At 70.4% G+C, this 24,440-nt stretch carries 17 protein-coding genes and 1 pseudogene; 12 read left to right on the top strand and 6 right to left on the bottom strand.

Annotated elements, in window-relative coordinates:
* Window positions 1-364: 364 nt before the first annotated feature.
* Together IH61_RS42000 and IH61_RS47460 are read right to left on the bottom strand one after the other, a co-directional pair.
* Complete coding sequence (locus IH61_RS42000; protein ID WP_037973792.1) at window positions 365-1,075, bottom strand: DUF2637 domain-containing protein; 711 nt, start codon at window positions 1,073-1,075, stop codon at window positions 365-367.
* Window positions 1,076-1,132: 57 nt separating this feature from the next.
* Window positions 1,133-1,384 (bottom strand): hypothetical protein, encoded by a 252-nt coding sequence (locus tag IH61_RS47460; RefSeq protein WP_158845662.1) that lies wholly within the window; start codon window positions 1,382-1,384, stop codon window positions 1,133-1,135.
* A gap of 4,434 nt (window positions 1,385-5,818) precedes the next feature.
* On the opposite strand from IH61_RS47460, the gene IH61_RS45270 reads away from it, so the two are divergent.
* Together IH61_RS45270 and IH61_RS0135670 are read left to right on the top strand one after the other, a co-directional pair.
* Complete coding sequence (locus IH61_RS45270) at window positions 5,819-6,400, top strand: ATP-binding protein (RefSeq protein WP_158845659.1); 582 nt, start codon at window positions 5,819-5,821, stop codon at window positions 6,398-6,400.
* 85 nt (window positions 6,401-6,485) lie between these two features.
* Window positions 6,486-6,797 (top strand): hypothetical protein, encoded by a 312-nt coding sequence (locus IH61_RS0135670; protein WP_031077717.1) that lies wholly within the window; start codon window positions 6,486-6,488, stop codon window positions 6,795-6,797.
* 536 nt (window positions 6,798-7,333) lie between these two features.
* Here IH61_RS0135670 and IH61_RS0135665 read toward each other — a convergent pair.
* Both IH61_RS0135665 and IH61_RS0135660 read right to left on the bottom strand, forming a co-directional pair.
* Entirely contained in the window at window positions 7,334-7,762 is a 429-nt protein-coding gene (locus IH61_RS0135665) for a hypothetical protein (RefSeq protein WP_031077716.1), read from the bottom strand.
* A gap of 394 nt (window positions 7,763-8,156) precedes the next feature.
* The gene (locus tag IH61_RS0135660) at window positions 8,157-9,605 is read right to left on the bottom strand and encodes a Mu transposase domain-containing protein (RefSeq protein WP_158845656.1); all 1,449 of its coding nucleotides are present in this window, start codon (window positions 9,603-9,605) and stop codon (window positions 8,157-8,159) included.
* Between the two features lie 1,091 nt (window positions 9,606-10,696).
* Here IH61_RS0135660 and IH61_RS0135655 point away from each other — a divergent pair.
* The 3 genes from IH61_RS0135655 to IH61_RS0135645 all read left to right on the top strand — a co-directional run bounded on the left by IH61_RS0135655 (window position 10,697) and on the right by IH61_RS0135645 (window position 13,422).
* Entirely contained in the window at window positions 10,697-11,440 is a 744-nt protein-coding gene (locus IH61_RS0135655) for an IPT/TIG domain-containing protein (RefSeq protein WP_031077711.1), read from the top strand.
* A gap of 603 nt (window positions 11,441-12,043) precedes the next feature.
* Window positions 12,044-12,400 (top strand): DnaB-like helicase C-terminal domain-containing protein, encoded by a 357-nt coding sequence (locus IH61_RS0135650; RefSeq protein ID WP_031077709.1) that lies wholly within the window; start codon window positions 12,044-12,046, stop codon window positions 12,398-12,400.
* A 779-nt stretch (window positions 12,401-13,179) separates the two neighbouring features.
* Complete coding sequence (locus IH61_RS0135645) at window positions 13,180-13,422, top strand: hypothetical protein (protein WP_158845651.1); 243 nt, start codon at window positions 13,180-13,182, stop codon at window positions 13,420-13,422.
* Between the two features lie 185 nt (window positions 13,423-13,607).
* Here the strand turns inward: IH61_RS0135645 and IH61_RS49250 are convergent, their stop codons facing one another.
* A complete protein-coding gene (locus IH61_RS49250) occupies window positions 13,608-13,781 on the bottom strand; it encodes a hypothetical protein (protein ID WP_234327481.1) in 174 nt (57 codons plus the stop codon).
* Here IH61_RS49250 and IH61_RS50095 point away from each other — a divergent pair.
* The 4 genes and pseudogenes from IH61_RS50095 (at window position 13,708) to IH61_RS50085 (ending at window position 14,905) form a co-directional block, all read left to right on the top strand.
* Window positions 13,708-13,920 (top strand): hypothetical protein, encoded by a 213-nt coding sequence (locus IH61_RS50095; RefSeq protein ID WP_324607641.1) that lies wholly within the window; start codon window positions 13,708-13,710, stop codon window positions 13,918-13,920. The genes IH61_RS49250 and IH61_RS50095 overlap by 74 nt on opposite strands.
* The gene (locus IH61_RS49245) at window positions 13,917-14,162 is read left to right on the top strand and encodes an IPT/TIG domain-containing protein (RefSeq protein ID WP_234327480.1); all 246 of its coding nucleotides are present in this window, start codon (window positions 13,917-13,919) and stop codon (window positions 14,160-14,162) included. Before IH61_RS50095 ends, IH61_RS49245 begins: the two co-directional genes overlap by 4 nt.
* Before the next feature lie 139 nt (window positions 14,163-14,301).
* Window positions 14,302-14,673 (top strand): annotated as a pseudogene (locus IH61_RS50090) (helix-turn-helix domain-containing protein); the annotation flags it as partial.
* A gap of 64 nt (window positions 14,674-14,737) precedes the next feature.
* A complete protein-coding gene (locus IH61_RS50085; RefSeq protein WP_324607642.1) occupies window positions 14,738-14,905 on the top strand; it encodes a hypothetical protein in 168 nt (55 codons plus the stop codon).
* 84 nt (window positions 14,906-14,989) lie between these two features.
* On the opposite strand, the gene IH61_RS0135630 is transcribed toward IH61_RS50085, so the two are convergent.
* Complete coding sequence (locus tag IH61_RS0135630; protein WP_051838596.1) at window positions 14,990-15,490, bottom strand: IPT/TIG domain-containing protein; 501 nt, start codon at window positions 15,488-15,490, stop codon at window positions 14,990-14,992.
* Window positions 15,491-16,068: 578 nt separating this feature from the next.
* Here IH61_RS0135630 and IH61_RS0135625 point away from each other — a divergent pair.
* The 3 genes from IH61_RS0135625 (at window position 16,069) to IH61_RS0135615 (ending at window position 24,421) form a co-directional block, all read left to right on the top strand.
* On the top strand, window positions 16,069-16,332 hold the full coding sequence (locus IH61_RS0135625; protein ID WP_158845647.1) for a DUF5988 family protein: 264 nt from the start codon (window positions 16,069-16,071) through the stop codon (window positions 16,330-16,332).
* Window positions 16,333-16,498: 166 nt separating this feature from the next.
* Window positions 16,499-17,839 carry a beta-ketoacyl synthase N-terminal-like domain-containing protein gene (locus tag IH61_RS0135620; RefSeq protein ID WP_031077700.1) on the top strand — a complete coding sequence of 447 codons (1,341 nt, stop codon included), beginning with the start codon at window positions 16,499-16,501 and terminating at the stop codon, window positions 17,837-17,839.
* 78 nt (window positions 17,840-17,917) lie between these two features.
* Window positions 17,918-24,421, top strand: a complete 6,504-nt coding sequence (locus IH61_RS0135615; protein WP_063763335.1) for a type I polyketide synthase — start codon at window positions 17,918-17,920, stop codon at window positions 24,419-24,421.
* The last annotated feature ends 19 nt before the right edge of the window (window positions 24,422-24,440 follow it).

Genomic DNA, 24,440 nt, shown 5'->3' with positions numbered 1-24,440 from the left:
GCAGGTTGATGTGAGAGCGTGCTCGGTGGACCTGGCATGTGAACCATGGTCGCTGCCGGACCGACATCGGGAACGGTTCAGCCGGGACAGTGCTCGATCCGAAGCAACGGCCGGACGCCGCCCGCATCCAGTGGCGTGCCGACCCGGAACAGTGCGGCGCCCCTCCTGGCAGAGAAGGGGAGTGCCAGCGCGCGTCAATCACTCGCGGTCGGGCTGCCGGTCGGGGTGGGGACGCCGGCGATGCCCGGATCGGTCGCGGCCGCTTCCTGCCGATCATCGCCATGCGCGCGGCGATGACCCTGAAAGAGAATCTTCGGGTTCCCGCACGGACGGGCGGAGAATGCATGCGCCGTGTGTTCATGTGCTACCGAGATGCCCGGTGCGAGGGTTTCTGCCTACGGTCCTCTTGGGGCTCCTGTCGGGCGACGAGCAGCTGGCGCACCATCTGCTGCAAGGACACCACAGCCGTCACCGGCGGAAGGCCCGCGACGACGGCCTCGGGCATCGTGCAGGGTGTGTTGATGATGCACAGGAGGCTGGCGATGCCCGCGAATACCAGGATGACCGTCCAGGAGTTCGCCATCCTGCGCCCTCCCAGCGCGGCACGCAGAACAGAGAGGGAGGCGACCATCCACGGCCCGTAGACGACGACCGGCCAGTACTGGGACAGACCCCTCGGCAGCTGCGACAGGGCCACGTCCCGCAGCGGATGGTAGGAGATCATCCAACCAAGGATGCAGACCGTCGTGACGATCGTCAGCGTCAGGAATCCGATGACGGATCCGAGGATGTCGGGCCGGCGGCGCGCCGGGCGGGCGCGGTGCTCCCGGCGGTCGGCGATCAACTGGGGATGGAACCCCATGGCTGGCAGGCCGGCCTCCTCCTCGACCGCTTCCGCGTTCAAAGAATGCGGAAGCATCCCCGGATCGACCCAGCCGTTGACGACCGGATAGGACAGGTCGGCGGACAACTGCCCGGCGGACGGCCAGAGAGAGCGGTTGTGTATGACCCCGTCGTCGGGGTTGAATCCAGGTGTGCAGTAGGGGCTGAAATCGATGTCCGTCGACTCGTACAAAGCAGTCCTCCTGTTTGCGTCATCGTGGATCGCGGCCGACGCCCTCAATCAGCCCGTTTATTCCTCTGATCGTTGCAGCCGCGTCGAGAACTCGAACTCGAGCCGGAGCAGGATGCGGAAGAGTTCGGCCAGCTGGCGTGAGCAATGCGCCAGCACCACGCGTTCGCCGTTCTTCACGAGATAACCGATTTCCAGGTCGCCCGCAGGATTCGTCCGGTCCGGAACGAATAGCCAGTTGTCACCGGCACTGCAGATCCGGTCCCGATCTAGCGGCAATGGAGGAGGCGGCTTGACTGCTGTTGGACTCATGCCCCGACAACGATGGGCTAATCGCCGGGAAATGTACGGCATCCGGGTGTCCTGAAATATGCTCAGGCTGCCGACGCTCGGAGCTTTTACCCAGGCCGCCGAGCTCCTTGTCGAGTGTGCGGCGTTCTTGCGGCTGGCCTCGGATGGGGACGGTCGAAGCGAGCGCGCCCCCTGTCCGCTCGTTCGGCTTCCCCTCTCCCACAGCGGGACGGCCCCGAACGGTGCCGGATGCTTTGCAATTCTCCCCAGCGGGGCGCGCCCGCGCGCGGAGCCGCTCGGTAGCCGGCCTTCGGTCATCCGATTAACAGACGCTCGGGTTGCGTGCGTGAAATGGCCGGTTGCACGTTTCCCGTTTCGGGTGACTGGTGGCAGGACCGCTGCATGCCGCATCATGGCCGTTGACATCCTGCCGTCGCCATCACGCGGAACGCTCCGGGCGGACGATCAAACCCCACTGCCCAGCGTTCGAGCTGTCCGTTCTTGCTGACTCGAACGAACTACTGCCTATGGCCGGATGAGCCCCTGCGATGAATCGCACACGAGAGGTATTCACACTCTGTGATGGGAGGAGTACTCTTGGTCGAGACTTGGTTCAGTCGTGGATCAGCCGTCCGGACTCACCGGAGTCCGGACGGCTGCGGGGGTGCAGTCGGTGCGACATCGCTGTTCCAGATCACCCCTTGGGCGCCTGGACTCGAAACCGCGTGAGGCAGAAGCGGCCACTCGTGATCGCTTCTCCTCGTTCGACCCTCTTCAATCGCCGTGCCCCCTGCGGGGAGGTTTTGACGTGACCTAGCAGCATGAAGACGGCTTGGTCCGCACCACCGGACCTTCACCGTCTGCGCACAACCACATGCCTCGGTGTCTGAACGCCCTGTATCCGTCGTCGCCGACCACATGCCTGAGTCGACGGCGGAATTTCACCGCTGCCTCGGCCCGTCCGCACACTCGGGATCAGGCGAGAACCTGTGTCCTGACGGGCTGTTGCCTTCTCACACGTCCGTAAGTAGGCACTGCCATTTTGCATCACCGAATCAGAATCTACCAGCCGCTCCCCGCCCATGTCGTGATCCGCCGTTCCGTCCTTCCCTGGGGAGGGCGCAGGCATCTGAATGAGCGAAACCTCAAAGGACCTCCCCAAACGGGCTCTCGAGCGCGAGTGACCGCCGCTCGATTGGAGCCGGCCAGGGAAAGGGTTGCCTCGGCGACTTCGGGACGGCCGGCGTATCGCCCGTCGACCGATCCGGGCGTCGACGGGCGGCCGGGCGGGCGTCGGGCTTTCGGCGGTGCGCCATGAGCCCGCCGCACTCGGGCACCGCGTGCACGGAGCAGGCCCAGGGCCCCGGGCCTGCTCGCGGGGAGGCCCGTGCCACCGGGCGGGCCGCCCTGCCCGCCACCCGGTTCCCGGCGGTGTGGCTCAGTGACAGGGACTTGACCGGCGACCTGATCCGGGTCGTGACGCTGGTGCAGGACTACGGCTGGAAGTCGGGATTCTGCTTCGCCGCCGACGAGACCATCGGGCGGCAGCTCGGGCTGTCACGGGGCGGTGTCAACCGTCTGCTCGCCAGAGCGAAGGCCAAGGGCCTGGTTCGAGCGACTCCGAATCCTGCCACCGGAACTATGAACCGACGCGTCCGTCCGCCCGCCGACGACGAGCTGACCGTGTGCGTCGGCTCGTACGCCCGGGCGCGTCTGGCCGGTACCCGGTTCAAGGTCTATGCCCTGCTCTCCCTGCGGCAGCACTTCCCCGAACCGACTCCCGTCGCGCGGATCGCGCGCGAGTGCGGGATGAAGGAGGCAACGGCCCGTATAGCGGTGGGTGAACTCCTGGCCCAGGGGTGGGTGAGCCGAGGAGCCGGCGAGAGGAGGGCGTACAGATACGTCGTCCATCCCGTGCCCGTCCGCGTACCGAACGGGCAGCCGGAGTCCCTCCCGAGCGGGCCCGTCCCCGCGCCACGGTCCGCGGACGGGCCCGCGGGCGACGGTGTTGGGGTCCGCGACACCGGACCGGGTTCCCGTCACGGCGACTCGCTCGGCCTGTACCGGGAGGCCGCCGGTTCGGTGACAGCCGATCCCCCCGATCCGGTGACACTGGCCACCCCCGATTCGGTGGCAGAAACACGATCCTCCCAACATGACCTGCTGAACACGCCTGCGGTCGTGGGCGGTTGTCCGTCCCGCGAATCGGAAACCGTGCGCACCCGCGCGCGAGGCCGCGCGGCGGGAACCGATGGGGACGCAGCAGGCCCGGCAGGGCGCGACAGACGGCAGACCGTCCGGAAGACGATCCGGTCGGTGACCGACGAGCAGAAGCGATGGGGCTGGCAAGCCGCGTCGTCGGCCCTGAGCCGCCTGCCGAGGCAGCTGGCGGACCGGCTGACCGAGCGACAGCTCGACCTCCTCGCTCAGCACATCGTCGCAACATTCGCCGACTACGGCACATCCCCCGATGTCCACGGTGCGGTGGTCCTCGAAGCCCTTGAGTCGGCGTGGGAGTTCGCGCGCCGCAGGGAGCCGGTCGGCGCCGTGCCATGGTCCTCGGTGGTCTCCCCGCTGCCCTGGCTGATCAAGGTCGTCGACCGGGCGAGCGAGACGGTCACCGGGAGCAGGCCGGTCCGGAGCCCCGAGTGCGCGCTCTGCCGCGGGCCCCTGGTCGTCCGCGACGCCGACGATCCGGAAACCTGCCGTTCCTGCGGTCCCGCCGCCGCCGCTGCCGCCTGCCGTCTGCTTCGGGAACAGTGGGAGCCGTCCGGCCACGCGCCGCACGCGCCACCCCCGACAGACCCGCTCACAATGCGGGTCGCGCCCGGTGCGAGCGAACCCGCCGACCGGTCGGCGGCAGGAGGTGACGAGTCGGAAGGAACAATCCTTCGCCGGCGGCTTGCTGCTCGCCGGCTCGAGCGGGAGCGGATCTGTGCCCGGAGTGGCGAGGCTCTGCCGACGGCCCGCCCCGCCGACACCGCTCGGCACCGGCGGGGCGCCACCGAGGCATCCCGTCAGGAGGCCGCCGATCGGGCAAGCGCCGGCCAGGTACCCGGACACGGGACCGGGCCCCGTGACGCGCCCCCGGAAGCCGTAGCGGCGTCCGATCCCGCTCCGCGGCGGGACGGCCGACCCAATGCGGGGGAAGACCGGCACGCCCGCCGCAGCGCGGCCGGGGCCTGCGAGACGCCACGGCGGAACCTCCCGCCGGGTCCACCTCTCCGATGGTCCGCCGGTTACCCGCCGGCGCCAGAGGCCGACGCGGGTGCGGGGACAGCCCGCCGGGATCGATCCTCACCCCGGGTCCGGCTCCTGCCATTCCGATCGAGCCTGGGGTCAGTGTGCCGTGATCACCGCCGTCGGGTCCCGGCCGGTTCCCGCGCGCGGTATTCCGCGATCAACGGGAAGTCGCCCCCGGATATGATGTCCAATTTCCCGAGCGAACGGACCGGTATATGAAAATTTCCTACGGAAGGGCTTTCGGTCCGGTCGTACAAGCGGCTTTCATCTCCGGCCCGCTCGGCCGTACGGGTGAATCGACCGGTCGGGGGATTGCGGCTATTTCGGTCCGATGAGTAACTGGGCACATCCGAACCGGGTGGGTCACCCATCCTCTCCGGGGGTAAGCAGCTGCGGCGTCTGCCGGCGCTTCCGGCTTGCGCCTAATCGCTGAAATGGCGCGTTGCCGTACCCCGGTCGAGGAAATTGGATCCGCGGGCCGGTGCGACTCTCATCGCACCGGCCCGCGTCGGCTTGCAGGGCCATCTCCGCAAGAGCCGGCAGAAGCACTCCTTCCAGGCATGCACGGGCCTTTGGGATCACACCGTCGATCAGAGGCCCTACGCCGAGATCGTTCTCGGGGATGCGCCTGCGGCGCAGCCCTTCGCGGTGACGGTGCTGTTGGTGGCCGCCCCTCGTCGACAGTGCCTCCGACGCCGGTGCGGCGTCCGACTAGCCGGCGCACGGCCGGGACGGGCTTCGCCTCGTGACGTCGCCCATACGTCGGCGCGCCGGTCCTCCGGCCGAGGTCGGCCGGTCCGGCAACGCATCCCCACCAGGACGTTTTCCCCGGCCGCGACGCGCACAGGCGGAACGGCTGATTTCGGCCAGGTCGGTGCGGAATTCCGTGAGCAAGTCGCCAGCCGCCCTTGTGTGCGACCGAGGGAAGTTTGTCCCAAAAGGCTCCACTGATTGCCGGGCCAATGGCCCCGGATGTCTGCCATTCGCCGTCAAATCCGGACTCGAGTGGACGAAGCAAGCCGTTTCATTCCGCCGGATCATCGACGGCGTAAACTATTCCTACCTTCACACTAGGCGCTGCATTGCATAAATGCGCCCCCTTTTCTTGCGGCGGATAGCTCCCGCGAATAATCTATTTCTGATTTACTTCCACCAGCCCGGCGCCCGCTCGACCGGCTGCGCGCCGAAGGGAATGATCCCCAGGCGCCGGGCGTGGACCGGGACGCGAAAGCCACGAGCAGTCGCACCGGCAGCCGTATTCGGCCCGTGAGCCGAGAAGCGGTCCCGCCGTTCACCGAGGAGGAGATTCCACTGACCACCGCAGAGATCGATGGACGGCCGACAGGAGCTCTCGCCGAAGATGTCCTGTGCCACTTGGTCAGGGGCCGTCCGCTGTTCTTTAGGCTGCCTTCCCTGGTCCGCGCGGTACCGATCTCCCGGCGGCTGGCAGGGCTGTGGCTGGACGCCGAGGGCGTTCGGGCTGGCCATACCCGGGACGCCGTCCTGCTGGTGATCTCCGAACTGGTCACCAATGCCCTCGATCACTCCAACAGCGCGCACATCACCGCCTGGTTGCGCCGGACCGCGGACCGGATCCTGTTGGAGGTCCGTGATCAGGGAAAGACCTCCGCGGTGCCGCAGCTGCACCGAGCCACGCCGGACGAGGACCACGGCAGGGGTCTGGCGCTCGTCGCGGACTACTCGCAGGACTGGGGGGTGCGGCTCGGTACGGACGGCAGCTGCTCGGTGTGGGCCGCCGTCCCGCTGTCCGGTCGGAGCGCCACGGCGTGCTGACCGTTGTGGGACGGTCACGATCCAGCCGTGCGGCGCATCGAGCGTCAGCCCCGGTCTTCCACCGCTCACATCGTGAGGAGAACCCATGTCCAGCTCAGGCATCGAGAGCCGTGAGATCGTCAACAGCGTCATCAACTCGGTGGCCCGGCTCGACCGCGACGGCCTGCGTCGCCTCGATTCCGAAGGGCTCAGCGCGCAGTTCAACGCGCGTCTGGAGCTCGAGGACTACTTCCACGCGCTCTGGGACCACTTGAAGGAGTGCGGTGAGCGCCCGGCCATCCGCACGGAATACCAACCGCTCGCCGCTGTCCTCGACCTGCTCGCGGGCTTGAGTGAGAACGTCATGTTCGCGGACGGCGTCACGCAGCAGGGCCTGTTCCGCCAGCCCCAGCAGTAACAGGCCCATCCGGAGGCAGGTGCCCGGGGTGTCGGAGGATGCCGACGTCCGTGACCGGTCGACCGGCCGGGGCAAGGGCGCGAGGGCGGGCTTCCGGGATCGGAACGCCGGGGCCCTGGCGGCAGCGCGGTTCAAGGGTGCGAAGCCCGGGAGACGAGCAGGACGCCGATGCCTCGGCGTTCCGAGCACCAGGTCACGCCCGCAGTGGCGCGGCTCCACGACCGCGCACTTGGTGGACGGGCCGGTCCCGTTTCACCGGGGACTCCTCACGCCCGCCCGGTGCTGTGAGGCCGTGCGGCGAGGTGGGAACCGCACCCACCTCGCCGGTCGCCGGCGGGCCTTCGCGGACCATGCGGGCAACGGCGGTCTCCGAAGGGCGGGCCGAATTCGGCGGCCGCCTCGAAGGCCAAGGCATTGTCGACCGGCGCCGTCGCCGTCGTGCCGCGCCTGTGAAGCGGACGGCTCCACGACGCGGCCCGACTGCCGGGGCCCACACCTGAGCAGGTCGACAACGGGCACCCGTACGCCGCGAGACCTCACACCTCGGAGTACCCGACGATCTCCAGGGCCTCCGTCAACTCGGCCGCCACGGCGTCCTCGCTGTCCAGTGCAGCAGCGGAGTCGCCGACCGAGTTGGACACCGCCGCGCGGACGCTGTCGGTCGCCGCAGCGATGATGTCCGCGCGGACTTGGGCGTGCTGGCAGGAGCAGTCGTGCCTCGCTCCGGCCAGGATGACGAGGGTGTGGAGGTTGTAGGCGCCGGCGCCGACGGTGTCACCGGCGATGTCGGCGTCGATGGCCGCCGCGTTGCTGTCGAGCGCGGCCGCGAGATCGGCGGCACACGCCGACTCCTGGGGCACGGGGGCTTCCGCGGCCTGGGCCGCGGGGGCGATGGCGATGGCAGCGCCGGTTGCGATGGCGATGGCGACGGCGACGACGCCGGCGGCGAGACGAGAACGGGTCATCCGAATCCCCTCCGAAAAGAAGCGTTTCATGCCGGCGGGGCGCCGGCATGGACGGAACGTAATGCACCGCCGAACGTGGATGACAGGGCGCGTGGACGGGCAGAGTGGTGCGAAGAATTGATGTTCCGGCAATCGAAGGCGAATTCAGTAGTCTTCATACAAAAGTTGCGCTACTCCATCCGGGTCACTATCGGGAAGACCGGCATCTGGGGCCCGGAGGGGCAGAATGGGGAATTCGGTTAGCAATTCCCGGCGTTTTACTTGCCGCCGGTCTGTGAAATTACCCGGCTCCGGCCAGCCGCGCGCAGGACGGGGCCCCGACCGTACGCGTCCTCGGGCGCGGCCTGCCGGACCTCCGGTGCAGGGTCCGGCAGGCCGAAGGCCGTCGTACGCGCTATCTCGTCCGGTCCGGGTGCCTCGCCGAGCCGGTGTGGCTTCGCCGGTACGGCGTCGGGTCGTGCTGCCGATGCGCGGCGAGGTGGATCACGGCTTCGGAACAGACGTGCTCCTCGTCCTCGGTGGGCTCCTTCCGGATCCGGTCGAGAACGCCCGTCCACCGCCAGGACCGGCCGGAGCGCGCCGACGAACCGTCGGCCTGTCGACCGGGCTCTAATCCGTCCTCCTGGCGGGTGTCCTGTCGGAGCGCGTCGGCCGCCGCGAGCGCTTCGGCGGACGGCGGACTGTACATCCTGCTGTTGCAGGCCGGCCTCGGTACCGGGAGTGGACGCTCGAGACCGATCCCGTGCCGGTGGCCGATGACCGACAGGCTGGCACCGTCGGGCGCCAGTGAATGCTGGGCGATCACCCGTCCACGAGGGGTCGCGATCGCCAGGAGGGGGTCACCGAGCCTTCGGCGCACCTCCACGGCGTGGCCGTGCAGATGCCGCGGAACCGCGTAGAGATTGCCCCGGTACGACACCATGCTGTTGGCCGACACCGTGCGGGTCACGCTGATCCTCGCGGGGTACGGGTCGTGGGGGAGGTCGAGCAGGACCGGCGCGGGCGGCACGGTGCTTCCGTCGTGGCCCCGTGCCGAGGCATGGCGGGTGCGCATGAGCCTGGCCAGCCTGTCGAGGCTCGCCTGCGCCTCCAGCGGGCCGGTGTCCGCACCACCGGCCCGCCACCACAGGGCGAGCGCTTGCCCGATCGCCTCGTCGTCGGCGTCCTGCCGCGCCGGACCGAGGTCCGCGACGACGCCGTAGTGCTTCGCGACCCTGCCCAGCGCCGTGGTCAGCTTTCCGCCTCCCGGGCAGTGGATCGGCTGCGTCCGGTCGAAGCGCCAGCGCCAGCCGGTCCCGCCGAACTGGCGCAGGATCTGGTCGACGGAGCCGACCAGGTGGCCGAAATCGATCTGCTCCGCGAGCGCCGCGCTCCAGCGCTGGGAGCGGGTCAGGCGTCCCACCAGGACGCAGGCGTGGGTGCTACCCCAGTCCGCAGGGGGGTCGCAGAAGACGAACCAGCGGAAGTGCACTTCCTCCGCGTCGTCCTGCCGAGCGGGGCGGGTGCGGGGCGGACGCTGGCACAGCGGGCACCTGGGACGCAGCTGATGGGTTCGCAGGGCGCGGGTGAAGGTCGAGTAGCCGCCGCTGTAGCCGAGATCGACGAGTTCGGCGAACAGTGCCGACGCCTCGAAGTGGGCATCGTCCTGCAGCCGCTGGCGGCAGTAGGGGATGAATCGCTCAAACTCGCCCCGGCCGGAGCTGCGGACCCCGACCGTACGCTTCCCGCTCAGATAGGAGCTCACCGTCTTGCGGTCGCGGCCGAGGAGACGGGCGATTGCGGCGACGGACAATCCTCGGGATCGCAGGGCACAGATGTTGATGTATTCCTCTCCGGTCAGCAATTTTGCTCCTGTAAGGATCCGATACGGATTACGGCTCCCTTGTGGGACCCATTGGAAGCCAGGAAATATACACGAAACCCAGAGGCGGGAGCAGAAAGGATTTTTCAAGACATCGACGATTTCTGTGCAATTTGAGTGAGCGAATCGCGATGTAATCAATTGGCAAATGCCTCACGCATGTCATGTCAAGTGGTACGCGGAGGTCGGTCAGAGAGTGGCCGGATCTCGACTGTCGGACGCTTGACAATTTTCGCAAGCACGCAATGAGGGTCGACTGGAATAGACCTCTGCGGGCGCGACGGCGCTCGCGGTCTCCCCGGAATTCCGGGCCGCGCACGCATCCGGCCGCCCGTCGCGCCACTGCCCGACGTGCCGTGGCGCGCACGGCAGCGATCCCGGACGGTCGCACAGCCGGCACCGCCGCTCGGAGAAACGGTCGGAGAAACGGTCAGTGGCATATGCGGATGTGCGCGTGCACCCGCGCGCCCCCCGTCCGCTACCGTGCCCGGACGTCGACCGGGCCGGGCATCAACGGCAGTTGACACGTCGTGGGCCTGCGCGCCACCGGAAGCGCACGCGGCCGCCAGGGGACCCACCCACGGACGGTCCCGCCGGTGCGGCCGGGAAGGTCCGCGCGCCCAGTGCGGCCGGGCGTTCGCGCAGGGGCGGGCCGAGCTCCTCACCGCAACGTGCCGCCAATCGGGTGATGCGACGTCAAGTGCCTTGCCTGCTTGTCACCTCAATGGGTTACTGGAAGCTCCAATCCGGTGGGTCGCCCATCCTCTCCGGGGGAGCGGGGCGTCGGCCTGCCGTACGGCCGGTCACTACCGTGGCGCCATGGGCTCTCCTGGCAGGGACGTGAACGATCCGCCCGCCACCGCGACCGGCGACATCCATCCAGGACAGTCTCGTCCTCACGCCCGGAAAGCGGCCCGGCCACACCCGTGGACCGGCCCGCCGGCGCCCGGTTCACCGCCTCGGCCGTCCGTTTCGTCCCCGCCGGGGCTGGTCCGACCCGCACCGTGCGTAACCCGCGTTTCCTCCTGGGCCCGCCGTCGCGGCATTCACCCACCTCGTCCAAGGAGGCAGTCGTGCCTATCTCCCCCAACCAGGGATCGACCGGCGGCGGAACCATCGTCACCATCACCGGCGTCAACCTCGCCGGGGCCACGGCCGTACACTTCGGCTCCAAGCTGGCCACCATCACCGCCAACACCGCCACCTCGGTCACCGTCATCGCGCCGTCGGGCAGCGGGACGGCCCAGGTGACCGTGACCACCCCGGGCGGCACCAGCAACCCGCTCAGCTTCTACTACGTCGGCGCGCCGTTCAAGGCCGCGCTCAGCGACACCTCCGGGCCGCTGGCCGGCGGCAACACCGTCACCATCTCCGGCACGGGGTTGTCGACCGCCACCGCCGTGAACTTCGGGGCCAACACCGCGACGCCGACCGTCGTCAGCGACGGCCTCATCACCGTCACCGTGCCCGCAGGCACGGCCGCCGGATCGGTCGGGGTGAGCGTGACCACTGCGGGCGGAACCAACAACGGCTTCACCTACACCTACGTGAACGCGCCCACCGTGGCCACTGTCGTTCCCGGCGTGGGCCCGACCTCCGGCGGCACCCCGGTGACCATCACCGGCACCTCCCTGAGCAGCACCCAGTCGGTCACCTTCGGCGGCACGCCGGCCCCGTTCGTCGTCGTCAGCGACACCGCCGTCACCGCCGTCACGCCGCCCGGCACCGCCGGGGCCGTCGACGTCACTGTCACCACCGCGGGGGGCAGCGCGACCGCCGCGGGCGCGTTCACGTACCTCGCCGGCCCGGGGATCTGAGCCGGAAGTCAGGCCACTGGCCACCGGACCGCACGGCCGACGAGGCCGTCTGCCCGGGCGGGACCGTCATCGGCCACGCCCGGGCAGTCTCGTTCCGCCGGACCCGCCGCCCGGTTCCCCGCCAGCCCCGGGGGAATGGAGTCGGCCGCCCGATCGCGCAAGGGCCGGCGGCCGTGGGCGCCGCAATCGGGCGCAGGCCGAGTACCGAGTCCACCGCCGCCGCGCGCAGGACGGAGCCGCCCGCGTCGAGGCCGCGTCGGGCACCTTACCCGGCACGCTGAAGCGCCGTGGAGGTGAAGAGCGCCGCCGTACGCCTAGCCACGATCGCATTTGACCTGCAACGATGCGTTACGCATATTCTTCTGGCACGTCGGCGGGCGGCCTCCAACTCCGGAGCCGACTGCCCGACCCAGAAGGGGTTCTGCCTGCCGGGGGACATCGGGCGCGAGTCGCGTGACCAGGGGATTCCGGCCCCGTTCCGAGGGGTTGATCGCGATTCGGTGAGTGGCGTCCGCGTGCAGCGGCCACTAGTTGATCCTTTCGGGATGGCTGTGGTCGCGAAGACAAGATCCCGGCAGCGACCATGCGCTGGAACACCTGCGTATGCGTCATCTCAGCGTCCCCCGGCTGCGCCGCCTGCAGTCCCAGGGACGGCTCCCGGCTGTCCTCCTGGTCGACTACCTGCAGTTGATGACCCCCGAGACCGGCCGGGCCACCAGTCGCACGACCGAAGTGGACGAACTCGCCCGCGGCCTCAAGATACTCGCGAAGGCATTCAACATCCCGGTGGTCGTGGCCGCTCAACTCAACCGGTGCGTCGAGCAGCGCGCGGACAAGAAACCCGCCATGGCCGACCTGCGGGAATCCGGTGGCATCGAGGCCAATGCCAACGCAGTCATCCTGCTCCACCGGGAGGACGCTTACGCGAAGATTCTCCGCGCGCCGGCGAGGCGGACCTGATCGTGGCCAAGAACCGCATGGGCGGCACATTCACGGCGACGGTCGCGGTCCAGGAAACTACTCGCGTTTCGTCGACATCACCCGCAACGTCACATGGCATCCCCGGGGTCGCCAGCGGGATTTCGCAGGTCAGCGACTCGGATGGTGTCGGGCGGGTCGGGGATGACACGGCTGTGAGGCCGGTCGACCCGGCCCGCTGCGACAACCTTCAAGCGTCCTCGCGCAGGTCCCGCCCGGACCGATCCCGAACGCAACCTCGGGTCGGGAAGTCGCGATCCCATCGGGTGGGGAATCAGCGTGAAAATTCCCCGAAGGGGGGTCCGTTTTCGCTGATCGGTGTCGGGTCGCGCGCTACGGAATCGGCCGCTCCCGGATTTCGGGAGACGGCCGGGCGCTGCGCCAAGCGGGTGAAAGCAGGTCGGAAGACTTGTCACCGATTTCACGGCTCTGGATTACTTTTCCGTATCCAACCGGCGGGCCGCCCATCCCTCCCGGGGGAAGCGCGCAGTCGGCGCCCGCTGTTGCTTCAGGCGGCGGGGGGACGCACGGCTCGCGATGGGCACCCCCGTGGAGGACGTGGATCCATCTGCCGGCACCGTCTCAGCGGTGTCGGCGGATGCGGCGGCTTACATACGCCAGGAGGCGTCATGCAAGCGATCCAAAGGCTCCGAGGCGTGCTGGCCCGTGCGGCGGACAGGTGGTCTGCCAGCTCCCCTCCCCCGGACCGCAGACGGACGACTTCAGCACTGTGGTGCTGGGGTCATCTGCTGGGGTGGTACGTGCCGACGGTGCTGGTGGGCCGTCAACCTGAGAGCGCGACCGCGGCCGCCGACGGCCACGCCTTCGAACGGAACTCCTCTGTGATGCGCTCGGCCGAGTCCGTCCGCGGCAAGCACCGGCGGCGCCGGGGGCGGATCGGCCGAGGACGGCGTCTTCGCCGTCCCGGGGAGGCTTCCGACGACGGCGACCGGGCGGACGGCGGCGAGCTCCTCCACTGGGACGAGCCGGTCTGTTCCGCCTGACCCGCACAGCGACGCACCCCTGACGAGCCCCGGTCGATGTTCCCCCCGTCGACCGGGGCTCCCCGCCTCGGCGCCCGTCGTCGCGCATCCCCGGGCGAACAACCGACTATCTGAAGCCACTTGCGCACGCACGACATTCGTCAACTCGGAGACTGCACAACCCTATGGGGGTATGTCATGGTTTATCACAACATACCGGTGATCAGTTCGGTCAGTCCGGCGTCCAGCGGGTTCGTGGGGGTGACGGCGGTGCGGTTCGGTGCCGTCAACGCCTCGTCGTTCACGGTGGTGTCGGCGACGCAGATCACCGCGACCGTGCCGGCCGGGGGGCCGGGGCCGTCCGGCGTCACCGTCACCACGGCCGGCGGAACCAGCCTCCCCGTGCCCTACTTCTACCTGAGCAACCCCCAGCTCGCCGCTGTGGTCCCCGGCGAAGGCCCCGCGGCGGCACCAGCAACGGTGTCGCGTTCACCTACGTTCCCGTTCCCCAGCTGGTGAGCGTGATTCCCACGGCGGGACCGACCTCGGGCGGGAACACGGTGACGCTGACGGGCAGCGGGCTGGGCGCTGCCACCGCGGTCGCCTTCGGGTCCGCGCCGGCCGCCTTCACCGCCGTGTCGGACAGCAGCCTGGTCGCCACGGCGCCTGCGGGCTCGGGCACGGTGCAGGTGACCGTGACCACCCCCGGCGGCACCAGCAACGGCCTCGCCTACACCTACACCGCCGCACCGGCGATCTAGTGTCCTGCGCCTGAAATTCGATGTATATGTGTAGCCCTGCCTCGTGGTGCGAATGGGACGGCCGATGGACGAGCTGACCTTGACGGACGAGGAACGCGAGACGCTGGTCCGCTAGTCGCGGCAGGCCAAGTCCTCGCAGGTGCTGGCGCAACGATGCCGGATCGTCCTCGGCTGTGCGGACGGGAAGTCCAATCAGGTCGTGGCCGCCGAGCTGGGAATCTGGCCGCAGACGGTCGGCAAGTGGCGGCGACGGTTCCTGGAGGGCTGGCTGGAGGGTCTGGCAGACGAGCAACGCCCCGGCGCCCCACGGAAGATCAGCGACGACCAGGTCGAGGACCTGGTCGTCGCCACCTTGGAGCGCACGCCCCGGGACGCCACCCACTGGTCGCGTGCATCGATGGCCGCCGAGAGCAGGCTCTCGAAGTCCACGGTCGGTCGGGTCTGGAAGGCGTTCGGTCTCAAGCCGCATCTGGTGGACACCTTCAAGCCCAGCAAGGACCCGCGGTTCATCGACAAGGTCCGCGACGTGGTCGGGCTGTACCTGGACCCGCCGGAGCGGGCCCTGGTCCTCTTACGTGGACGAGAAGAGCCAGATCCAGGCGCTGGACCGCTCGGCCCCGGTCCTGCCGATGATGCCGGGCATGCCGAAACGCCGCACCCGCGACTACCTGCTCAACGGCGTCACCACGCTGTTCGCCGCACTCGACGTGGCGACCGGCGAAATCATCCCTGACGAACAGTGAGCTCCGACAGCGCCTGCTGTCGGAGCTCACTGTTCTCATCCCGCCGGATCGTGTCGCACGCGGACCGGCGGTTCGGCCGCCGTCCTACAGGTAGGTGTAGGAGGCGCCGCTGCTGGTGCCGGCGGGCGTGGTCACCGTGACGGGGACGGTTCCGCTTCCGGCCGGCGAGACGGCCAGGATGGCCCCGTCGCCCAGCACGGTGAAGTTCGAGGCCGGGGTGGCGCCGAACAGGACCGACGTCGCGCCGGACAGGCCGTGGCCCACGATGAGGACGGGCAGACCGCCCGTGGCCAGGCCGAACGGCGGCACGAGCGCGAGGATGGTCGGCGGGGTCGGCGGCTGGTAGGTGTAGCTGAGGTTGTTGCTGGTGCCGGAGGGCGTGACCACCGTAACCGGGACGGTCCCGGTCCCGGGCGGGGCGACGGCCGTGATGGCGCCGTCGAACTGGACGGTGTAGCTGAGCGCGGGGGTGCCGCCGAACAGGACCGCCGTGGCCCCGGTCAGTCCGGTGCCGACGAGGAGCACGGGGCTACCCCCGGTCGCCGGACCCTGCGAGGGGACGAGTGCGAGGAGAATCGGGGACATAGGATTCCTCATTTCCGTCTTTCGAACGCCTGACAAGGCCGTTGCAGCCGAGTCGGGGAGGCGTTTTCCTCACGGTAGGTTCGGGTTCCATCGGGTGGCAATAGGGAATTCGATAAGGGTTGGAGCATGAGGCTGGATCGGGGGCGCACAACTTTTTCGACGCCTCGCCAAGCGGAGTCTGAAGCGACCGAAGGCTTGCCACTGGGTATTTTATGTGAGCACTGGCAAGGGCCTTCTCGGACGCCCGTCGAAGAGTTGTCGAGAATCCGGGATGGAACCACGGCGGGAGCGCCGTCAAACTGGGGAGATCGTATTCATAAGTCGGCAAATCTAGCCCTCTGACCTGCTGCTATGCCCATAGCACGGCGAACCTCGGGGAGCGTGTCGCAGTTTTCATATTTATTCTTTCCAGTGATTCGAGATCGGGGCTTTGTTCGAGTGACATCACGACTTCCGGGGCGTCCGCGTGATCTGGTGCTGCGGTGCGAGTGCGCCCCTGGATCACTTCATGCGCTGTTGGTGTTCCTGGGTTGAACGGCTTTCCATGGGGGTACTCCGGATGTACGCCGTCAACCGGCTTGCTGATCGTCTCGAAGAATTCTTCTGCGTTTCCGAATGGGAAGGCGAGTGTCGTGCCAAACGGTCTGCTCGTCTTCCTCAAGGACGGCCCTGGCGACATTCCTGAGATTCGGGAAGTGAAATCCGGAGGCGCCGAGAGCCGGTTGAGGATCCCCCGCGGGAACGGCTATGAGCACTTCGAGATCACGCAGGACTTCAAGGACGTCGGGGGCGTACTGATGCCCGTTTACCAGTGGTCGTACCGGACCGCAATCGCCGAGTAGGTGCGCCCGCCACCCGCCTGCCCGGCATCCGACACCGGCGCCTGACCCCGGGAGCCGCACACCGACGCGGCACCACCCCACCCCACTTTCCGAGGTGAGCAATGACCAGCGACCGTCCCGTACGAGTACGGACAGAGCGTCAGCCCCGCACCCGTGGGGGCGCGTCGTGAGCGGGTCCTCCAGCTCGCGCCCGCGAGGCGGCAGCGGCGCTCGGGACACCGTGGTCACCGGCATGGGGTTCTGCCTGCCGGGCGAGAAGCAGCCACTGTTCACCGCGGGCGAGGTCTGGGACGTGGCCTCCAACGGCCGCTCGTGCCTCAAGCACCACGGTGTCTACTACGGCTCCGTCGATCTGCCGGACGCGGCGTTCGCGGAGCGCCTGCCCGGACTGCCGGGCATCTTCTCCCAGCACTACACCAACGCGCACCGCTACGGGCTGGTATCCCTCGTGGAAGCCTGCTCGGACGCCCAACTGAGCATCCGGGACGGCGACCTCACCGACGCCGCCGTCCTGGTCGGGCGTGGGGGCATCGACGCCAACGTCTCCAGCTACCTCGAGGTCCTGCACGCCGACGCGGGCGCCATCGCGCCGCACCAGGCGATGGAGCTGTTCGTCAGGGCGCAGCAGGGACTCACCCCTTCCGACGTGGCGCTGGTCCAAGGGGCGCTGATGCGCACGAGCGGTCCCTGCTTCACCGTGTCGTGCGGCTGCGCGTCCTCCGCCGTCCAGATCGGCAACGCCCGCCGCATGATCGCGGACGGCGACACCGATCTCGCCGTCGTCACCGGCGTGGACGTGTTCAGCGTGGACGTGATCCAGAATGTCCAGCGTCTGCTGCACGGCGCCCAGCGCGCCTACGACACCATCCGCGTCGACGGCATGCCCGAACTCCTCCCGGCCTTCGACCGGGTCATGAGGCCCTACGACCGGCGGGCCGACTGCGTGAACCACGGGGAGGGGTCGGTGACCCTGGTGCTGGAGAGCCGCGACCACGCCCGGCAGCGCGGGGCGTTCACCTACGGCCAGGTCCTGTCGCACGGCATGACCCGCGACGGCCTTTCCAACCCGCTCGCAAGCGACGAGAACGGCGCCTCGCTGGTCGCCGCCATCCGCAAGTGCCTCGGCGACCGGTGGGACATCGGTCAGATCCCCTACATCCACGGCGGAAGCGACGGCGACGTCGTCGTGACCGCTTTCGAGGCGAACGCCGCCCGACAGCTCTACGGCAACGCCGTCGAAGACCTCCTGATGACCTCCCAGGAAGCCTGCTTCGGCCACAACGGCGCCCCGGCAGGAGCCCTGGGCGTCGCCCTGACCCTCCTGATGCTGGGGCAGGGGGAGGTGTGCCCCACCGCGAACTGCGAGGAGCCGGCCGACAACATCTGCTTCGACCCCGTCCCCGGGCTGCGCACCCGGCACCTGGAGTTCGACTACGCGCTCACCTGCAACTACCAGATCGGTGGCGTCAAGAGCGCGATCCTGCTGGGCAGATCGGACGTCGACTGACCCCGGCATCCGCCGACCGCACCGCCGGACGGCGAGCACTCCCCACCCCGTCTGCGCAAGCGCGTAGGAGAGCATGTGATGGGCCACACAGAGAACCTGAGAGCCGCTGACGCGCACATCGCTGTCGTCGGCATGGGATGCCGGCTTCCCCGCGACATCGACTCGCCCGCCGCGCTGTGGCGGCTGCTCGAAGCCGGCCGGGACGCGGTCGGCCAACCGCCGATCGGCCGCGCGGGGCACGTGGCTGCGGCCCCGGCCCACGCCGCCGGGCCGATGCCGCCGTGGGGCGGATACCTCGGCGACGTCGCCGGCTTCGACGCCGACTTCTTCGGGGTCTCAGGCAAGGAGGCCGACGTCCTGGACCCCCAGCACCGGCTGCTCCTGGAAGTGACGTGGGAGGCACTCGAACATGCCGGACTCCCCCCGGAGCAGCTGGCAGGGACCTCCACGGGACTGTTCTCGGGCCTGAGCTACACCGACTACATGGAGTCCCTCGCCGGCCAGCCCCGGGAACTCGAGGGCGCGGTCCTGACTAACGGGCACTGCGTCGCCCCGGGGCGCATCTCCTACCTGCTGGGCCTGCAGGGCCCCTGCGTGGCGCTGGACACCGCGTGCTCGTCCTCGCTCGTGGCGGTCCACCTGGCCTGCCAGGCCCTGCGCGACGGCGAGTGCGATCTCGCGCTGGCCGGCGGCGTCACCCTCATACTCGGCGCCAGGACGACGATGTCCTTCGCCCGTATGGGGATGCTCTCGCCCACCGGCCGGTGCCGGACCTTCGACGCGGCCGCGGACGGCTTCGTCCGCGGCGAAGGCTGCGGCGTCGTCGTCCTCAAGCGCCTCGAGGACGCGCTACGGGACGACGACCGCGTCCTGGCCCTGGTCCGCGGCTCGGCCGTCAACCAGGACGGCCGTTCCGACGTCCTGGCCTCGCCCTCCGCCGAGGCCCAGCAGGCCCTCTACCGCCAGGCCCTCGCCCGAGCCGGAACCGACCCGCGCGACGTGGGCCTGGTGGAGACGCACGGCACCGGCACACCCGTCGGCGACCCCGTCGAGTTCTCCAGCCTGGCCGCGGTCTACGGCACCGGACAGGGGCGCTGCGCGCTGGGTTCGGTGAAGACGAACGTGGGCCACCTGGAACCGGCGGCCGGCGTCATTGGCCTGATCAAGGCGGTGCTCTGCCTCCGGCGCGGGCTAGTCCCGCCCAACCTGCACTTCACCCGGTGGAACCCGGCCATCAGCGCCGAGGGCACCCGCCTGTTCGTCCCCACCGGCCTGTCCGCCTGGCCCACCCGGACGGCATCGCGACTGGCCGCGGTGTCCTCCTTCGGCTTCTCCGGGACCAACGCCCACGTGGTCCTAGAACAGGCCCCGGTCCGCCGCCGCGCCGTCGTCCTCCCCGGCACTCCGACCGCCGGCACCGCCGCACACGCGGCCGCCGTCCCCGCCGGCGCCCCGCCGGCGCGATCGCAGGCCGCCCCACCCCACGTCTTCCTCCTCGCCGCCGGCTCCCCGGACGCACTGCCCGCCGCCGCCTCGCGCCTGGCCCACTGGCTGGAGGCCGAGGGAGCCGCCACTCCCTTGCGCGACATCGCCCACACCCTCGCCCTGCGCCGCTCCCCCGGGCGCGGCCGGCTCGGCGTGGTGGCCGACTCCCACCGCGACCTGGCGCACGCCCTGCACTCCTTCGAAGCCGGCCGGGCCCACCCCGGCGTCGTACTCGGCCACGTGGGCGCGGGCGTCACCCGCCGTCCCGTCTGGGTGTTCTCCGGCCAGGGCTCGCAGTGGCAGGGCATGGGGCACGGCCTGCTCCAGCACGAGCCGGCCTTCGCCGAAACCCTGGCCGAAGCCGATGCGCTGATCGGCGCCGAGACCGGGTTCTCCGTCCTACGGGCCGTCCGCGACCGCGAACACGTCAGCGGCTGCGGCCGCGTGCAGCCCGCACTGTTCGCCCTGCAGATCGCCCTGGCCGCCGCCTGGCGCGACCACGGGGTCGAACCGGCTGCCGTCATCGGCCATTCCATGGGCGAGGTCGCGGCCGCCGTCACCGCCGGAGCGCTCACCCTGGCCGACGGCGTCCGCGTCATCTGCCGGCGGTCCGCCCTCCTCACCCGCATCGCCGGAGCCGGCGCCATGGCGAGCGTCGGCCTCGACAGCGCGACCGTCGAGAACGACCTCGCCGCCATCGGCGACGGCACGGTGTCGGTGGCCGTCGTCGCCGCCCCCGACTCGACCGTCGTCGCCGGCACCGCGGCCGCCGTCCGGCACCTGACCACCGCCTGGCAGGCCCGCGGACTCGTGGCACGTCTGATCGACGTCGACGTCGCCTCGCACTGCCCTCAGGTCGACCCGCTGCTCGCGGACCTCGCCGCCGAGCTCACCGAGCTCACCCCCAGCCGGCCGACCGTCCCCTTCTACACCACCGTCCTGGACGACCCCCGCGACACCCCGGTCTTCGACGCCGCCTACTGGTGCGCCAACCTACGCCGACCCGTACGCTTCGGCGCCGCCGTGGCCGCGGCCGCCGCCGACCGCCACCAGGTGTACCTCGAGATCTCGCCGCACGCCGTCGTCACCCGTCCCCTCGCCCAGAGCCTGACCGGCCTGCTCCACGAGCCCGTGATCCTGCCGACACTGCGCAAGGGGGAAGACGACCCCACCACCTTCCGCACCCAGCTCGCCGCCCTGCACTGCGCGGGAGTCGGCGTCGACTGGTCCCGCCTCTACGCAGGCGGCCGCCTGGCCGACGTACCCGCGCTGACCTTCGACCGCCGACCCCACTGGACCGACACCACCCCGCCCGCAGCGGCCTCCCCGCACACCGAGAGCACCCCCGCCGCCCTGCCGGGAGCACACACAGAGGTGCCCGGCGACCAGCCCCGCCACACCTGGCACGCCGACACCGGCACCGACGTCCTGCCCTGGATGGCCGACCACCGCATCCACGGCCGGCCGGTCCTGCCCGGCGCCGCCTACTGCGCCCTGGCCCTGACCGCGGCCGGCGAGGTGTTCCGCAGCGCCACGCACGATGTCGAAGTGACCGACATCTGCTTCCGCGAGCTGCTGCACCTCGACGCCCGCACGCCCGTCGGCACGACCGTCACCCTGACCGGCGCCGACCGCGCCGACTGCGAAGTGTTCGGCCGCGACAAGGACGGGACCTGGGTACGGCAGGCCACCGCGGTCCTGCGCCGCATCGACGCCTCCCTCCGGATACCGGTACTCCCCGCGGCCGCACTGGCCGCCGACCACCCCGTCGTCCTGGATCCACACGCCCTCTACGCGAGCCTGCGCGCACGGGGCCTGGAGCACGGACCCGCCTTCAGCGGCATCACCGAGCTGCGCGCCTGCGCCCAAGGCGACAGCTTCTGGGCCCGCGTGACGCTGCCGGACCCGGCACGCACCGCCCGCCACGGTCTGCGTATCCACCCGGTCCTCCTGGACCTGTGCGCCCAGCTCGTCGTCGCCGGCCTGATCGACGAACCGGGCCACGGCCTGGTACTGCCCGTCGGGATGCGCGCCGTGCGGATCCTTGCAGCCCCCGAGGACGCCTGCTACGCACACGCCCGGCTCACCCGCACCGCCGCGGACAGCATCGTCGGGGACGTGCGACTGCTGGACGAGGCGGGAAACCCCCTCGTCGAGATCGACGCGCTGCGCTTCGTACGCCGCGGCGCGGGGGCCGACGAAACCGTCGACCGGTGGTTCATCGAGACCCGCTGGCAGCCGGTGCCGCGCCGGGAGGGCCTCGAACCGCCCGCCCCGGGCCCCTGGCTCGTCATCGGAGAGGCGGACGGATCCGCCCGGGCACTGGCGGACGCCCTCAAGCTCGCCGGAGCCCGCACCGACGTCCTCGACGTCCCCGTCGACAGCGCCGCCCTCCAGCCGCTCAAGCAGAGCATCGCCCGGCACTGGGACTCCGCACCCGCACCGTGCGCCGTGGTCCTCCTGTCCGCGCCGGCCGCGCCCGAGGACGACGCGGCCGCGATCGCACTGCGCCGCACCCGCCGCCTGCTCGCCGCCGCACAGAGCGCGATCGCGCGCGGCACGCCCGCACGCCTGTTCGCCGTCACCCGGTCCGCCCACGCTCCGGAGCCGGGGCAGCCCGCCGACCCCGCCCAGAGCGCCCTGCGCGGACTCGTGCGCGTTCTGACGCACGAACACCCGGAGCTGCGGGCGACCCTCATCGACGCCGACCGCGCCGACACCGGCCTGCACCGGCTCGCGGCCGAACTCCTCGCCGACCCCCCTGAGGACGAGATCGCCCTGCGCGGTGACACCCGGCACATCGCCCGGCTGTCCTACACCCCCCTGTCGGAGACCGAACGCGCCACTGCCGTCACCCGCACCGTGCGCTACGGCGCCGACCGCTTCCAGCTCCACGCGGGGCGGCTCGGCGACCTAGACGCCCTGCGCCTGACCACCTCACCACGGCGTGCCCCCGGCCCCCGTGAGGTCGAACTGCGCCTCCACGCCGCGGGCGTGAACTTCCGCGACGTGCTCACCGCCATGGGCATGCTGGCGACCGACGACGAGGCGGGCTACCGCATCGGCTTCGAAGCCACCGGCGTGGTCACCGCAGTCGGACCGGGCGTCAGACACGTGTGCGTCGGCGACAGCGTCCTCGCCGCCGACGTACGAGGCGGACTCTTCACGACCTTCGCCACCCTGCCCGCCGCCGCTGTCGCCCCCGCCCCGGCGGGCCTGTCCGCGGAGACGGCCGCCGGGGTGCCCGTCGCCTACCTCACCGCCTGGTACGCACTGCGCCGCCTCGCCAGGCTCGCCGGCGGCGAGCGCGTCCTGATCCACAGCGCCACAGGCGGGACCGGACTGGCCGCGATCGCGGTCGCGCGGCGCCTGGGCGCCGACGTGCTCGCCACCGCCGGCAGCGAGGACAAGCGCCAGTACCTGCGCGCGATGGGTATCCGGCACGTCATGGACTCCCGCTCGCTGGACTTCGCTGAGCAGACCCGCGACGCCACAGCCGGAGAGGGTGTCGACGTGGTCCTCAACTCCCTCCCCGGGCCCGCCATCAGGGCCGGACTGGAAACACTGCGCCCCTTCGGCAGGTTCGTCGAGCTGGGTGTGCGCGACATCCTCGCCGACACCCCGCTGGGTCTCGCACCGCTACGGCACAACATCACCATGAGCGCGGTCGACCTCGTCGAGCTCCAGGACACCCGCCCGGACACCTTCGCCGAGCTGCTGGGCGAGGTCCTGGCCGAACTCCGCCAGGGCACCCTCGCCCCGCTGCCGTGCCGGACCTATCCGCTCGCGCAGGCATCCGACGCCTTCCGCCTCATGGCCGGCGCCGGGCACATCGGCAAACTGGTCCTGACGGTGCCCGACGAAGGCCACGCCACCGCCGTACTGCGCGACCCGCCCTCGCCGGTACGGGCGGACGGCGCCTACGTCGTAACCGGCGGCCTGCGCGGCGTCGGCCTCGCCACGGCCCTCTGGCTGGCGGGCCGAGGCGCCGCCCACCTCGTCCTCAACGGACGCACGTCCCCCTCGGCCGAGACCGAACGGGTCCTTGCCGGACTGCGCGAACAGGGGACCCACGTCAGCGTCGTGCTCGGAGACATCGCGCAGCCCGGCATCGCCGAGCAGCTGGTGGCCGAGGCCACCGCGGGCGGCGGGACACTGCGCGGCGTGATCCACGCCGCGATGGTCCTCGACGACGCCGCAGTGTCCAACATCACCGACGACCAGCTCGAACGCGTCTGGCATCCCAAGGTCACCGGCGCCTGGCGCCTCCACGAGGCCACCACCGGATTGCCGCTCGACTGGTTCGTCCTGTACTCCTCCATGGCCTCCCTGTTCGGCAACCCGGGCCAGGGCGCCTACTCGGCCGCCAACGCGTGGCTCGACGCGTTCGCCACCTGGCGCACCGCCCTGAACCTGCCCGCGTTGGCCGTGAACTGGGGGCCCTGGGGCGAAACCGGGGTCGCCACCGGCTTTGCGGCCCGCGGCTACCAGACCATTCCCACCGCAGAAGGACTCGAGGCCCTGGCGGCGCTCCTGACCCACGGCCGTGTACGCACCGGCGTGATTCCGGGCCCGCCGGACACCTGGATCCCCCCGGCCGGGCGGGCGTCCTCGCTGTTCGCCCTCCTCACGCCCGAGGCGCCCGGCACCCCCGTACAGGCGTCCGGGCAGGATGCGGCGCGCGACATCCGGGGCGAGCTGCGGACCGCGGAACCCGGCCTCGCCCGCCGCACGGTCCTCGAGGACTACCTGGCCGGACACATCCGCACCGTGCTCCGGCTGGGGGCCAGCACCCTGGACCCGCAGACCCCGCTGAACGCGCTCGGGTTCGACTCCCTGCTCCGCATCGAACTGCGCACCCGCTTGGAGGCATCCCTCGGCGTCAGGCTCGCCGGCGACTTCGTCGCGGGCCACCCCACACTGGCAGCTCTCGCCGACGGCCTCGCGCAGCACATCGGCATCAGCCTGACCGCCGACGCTCCACCGGATCCCCCCGGCCAGACCACGCCCCGGGCGGCGGACCTCATCGCTCCCCGCTCGCCGCGGTCGGCCCGGCCGCCGACCGCCGCCACCGAACCGCCGAGGAAGAACCCATGAGCTCACTCCGGGCCGCCAG

The organism is Streptomyces sp. NRRL WC-3742 (assembly GCF_000720635.1).
GTDB lineage: Bacteria > Actinomycetota > Actinomycetes > Streptomycetales > Streptomycetaceae > Kitasatospora.
The sequence above is the reverse complement of the archived record's forward strand: the minus strand, read 5'-3'. Positions and strand labels throughout refer to the sequence as shown.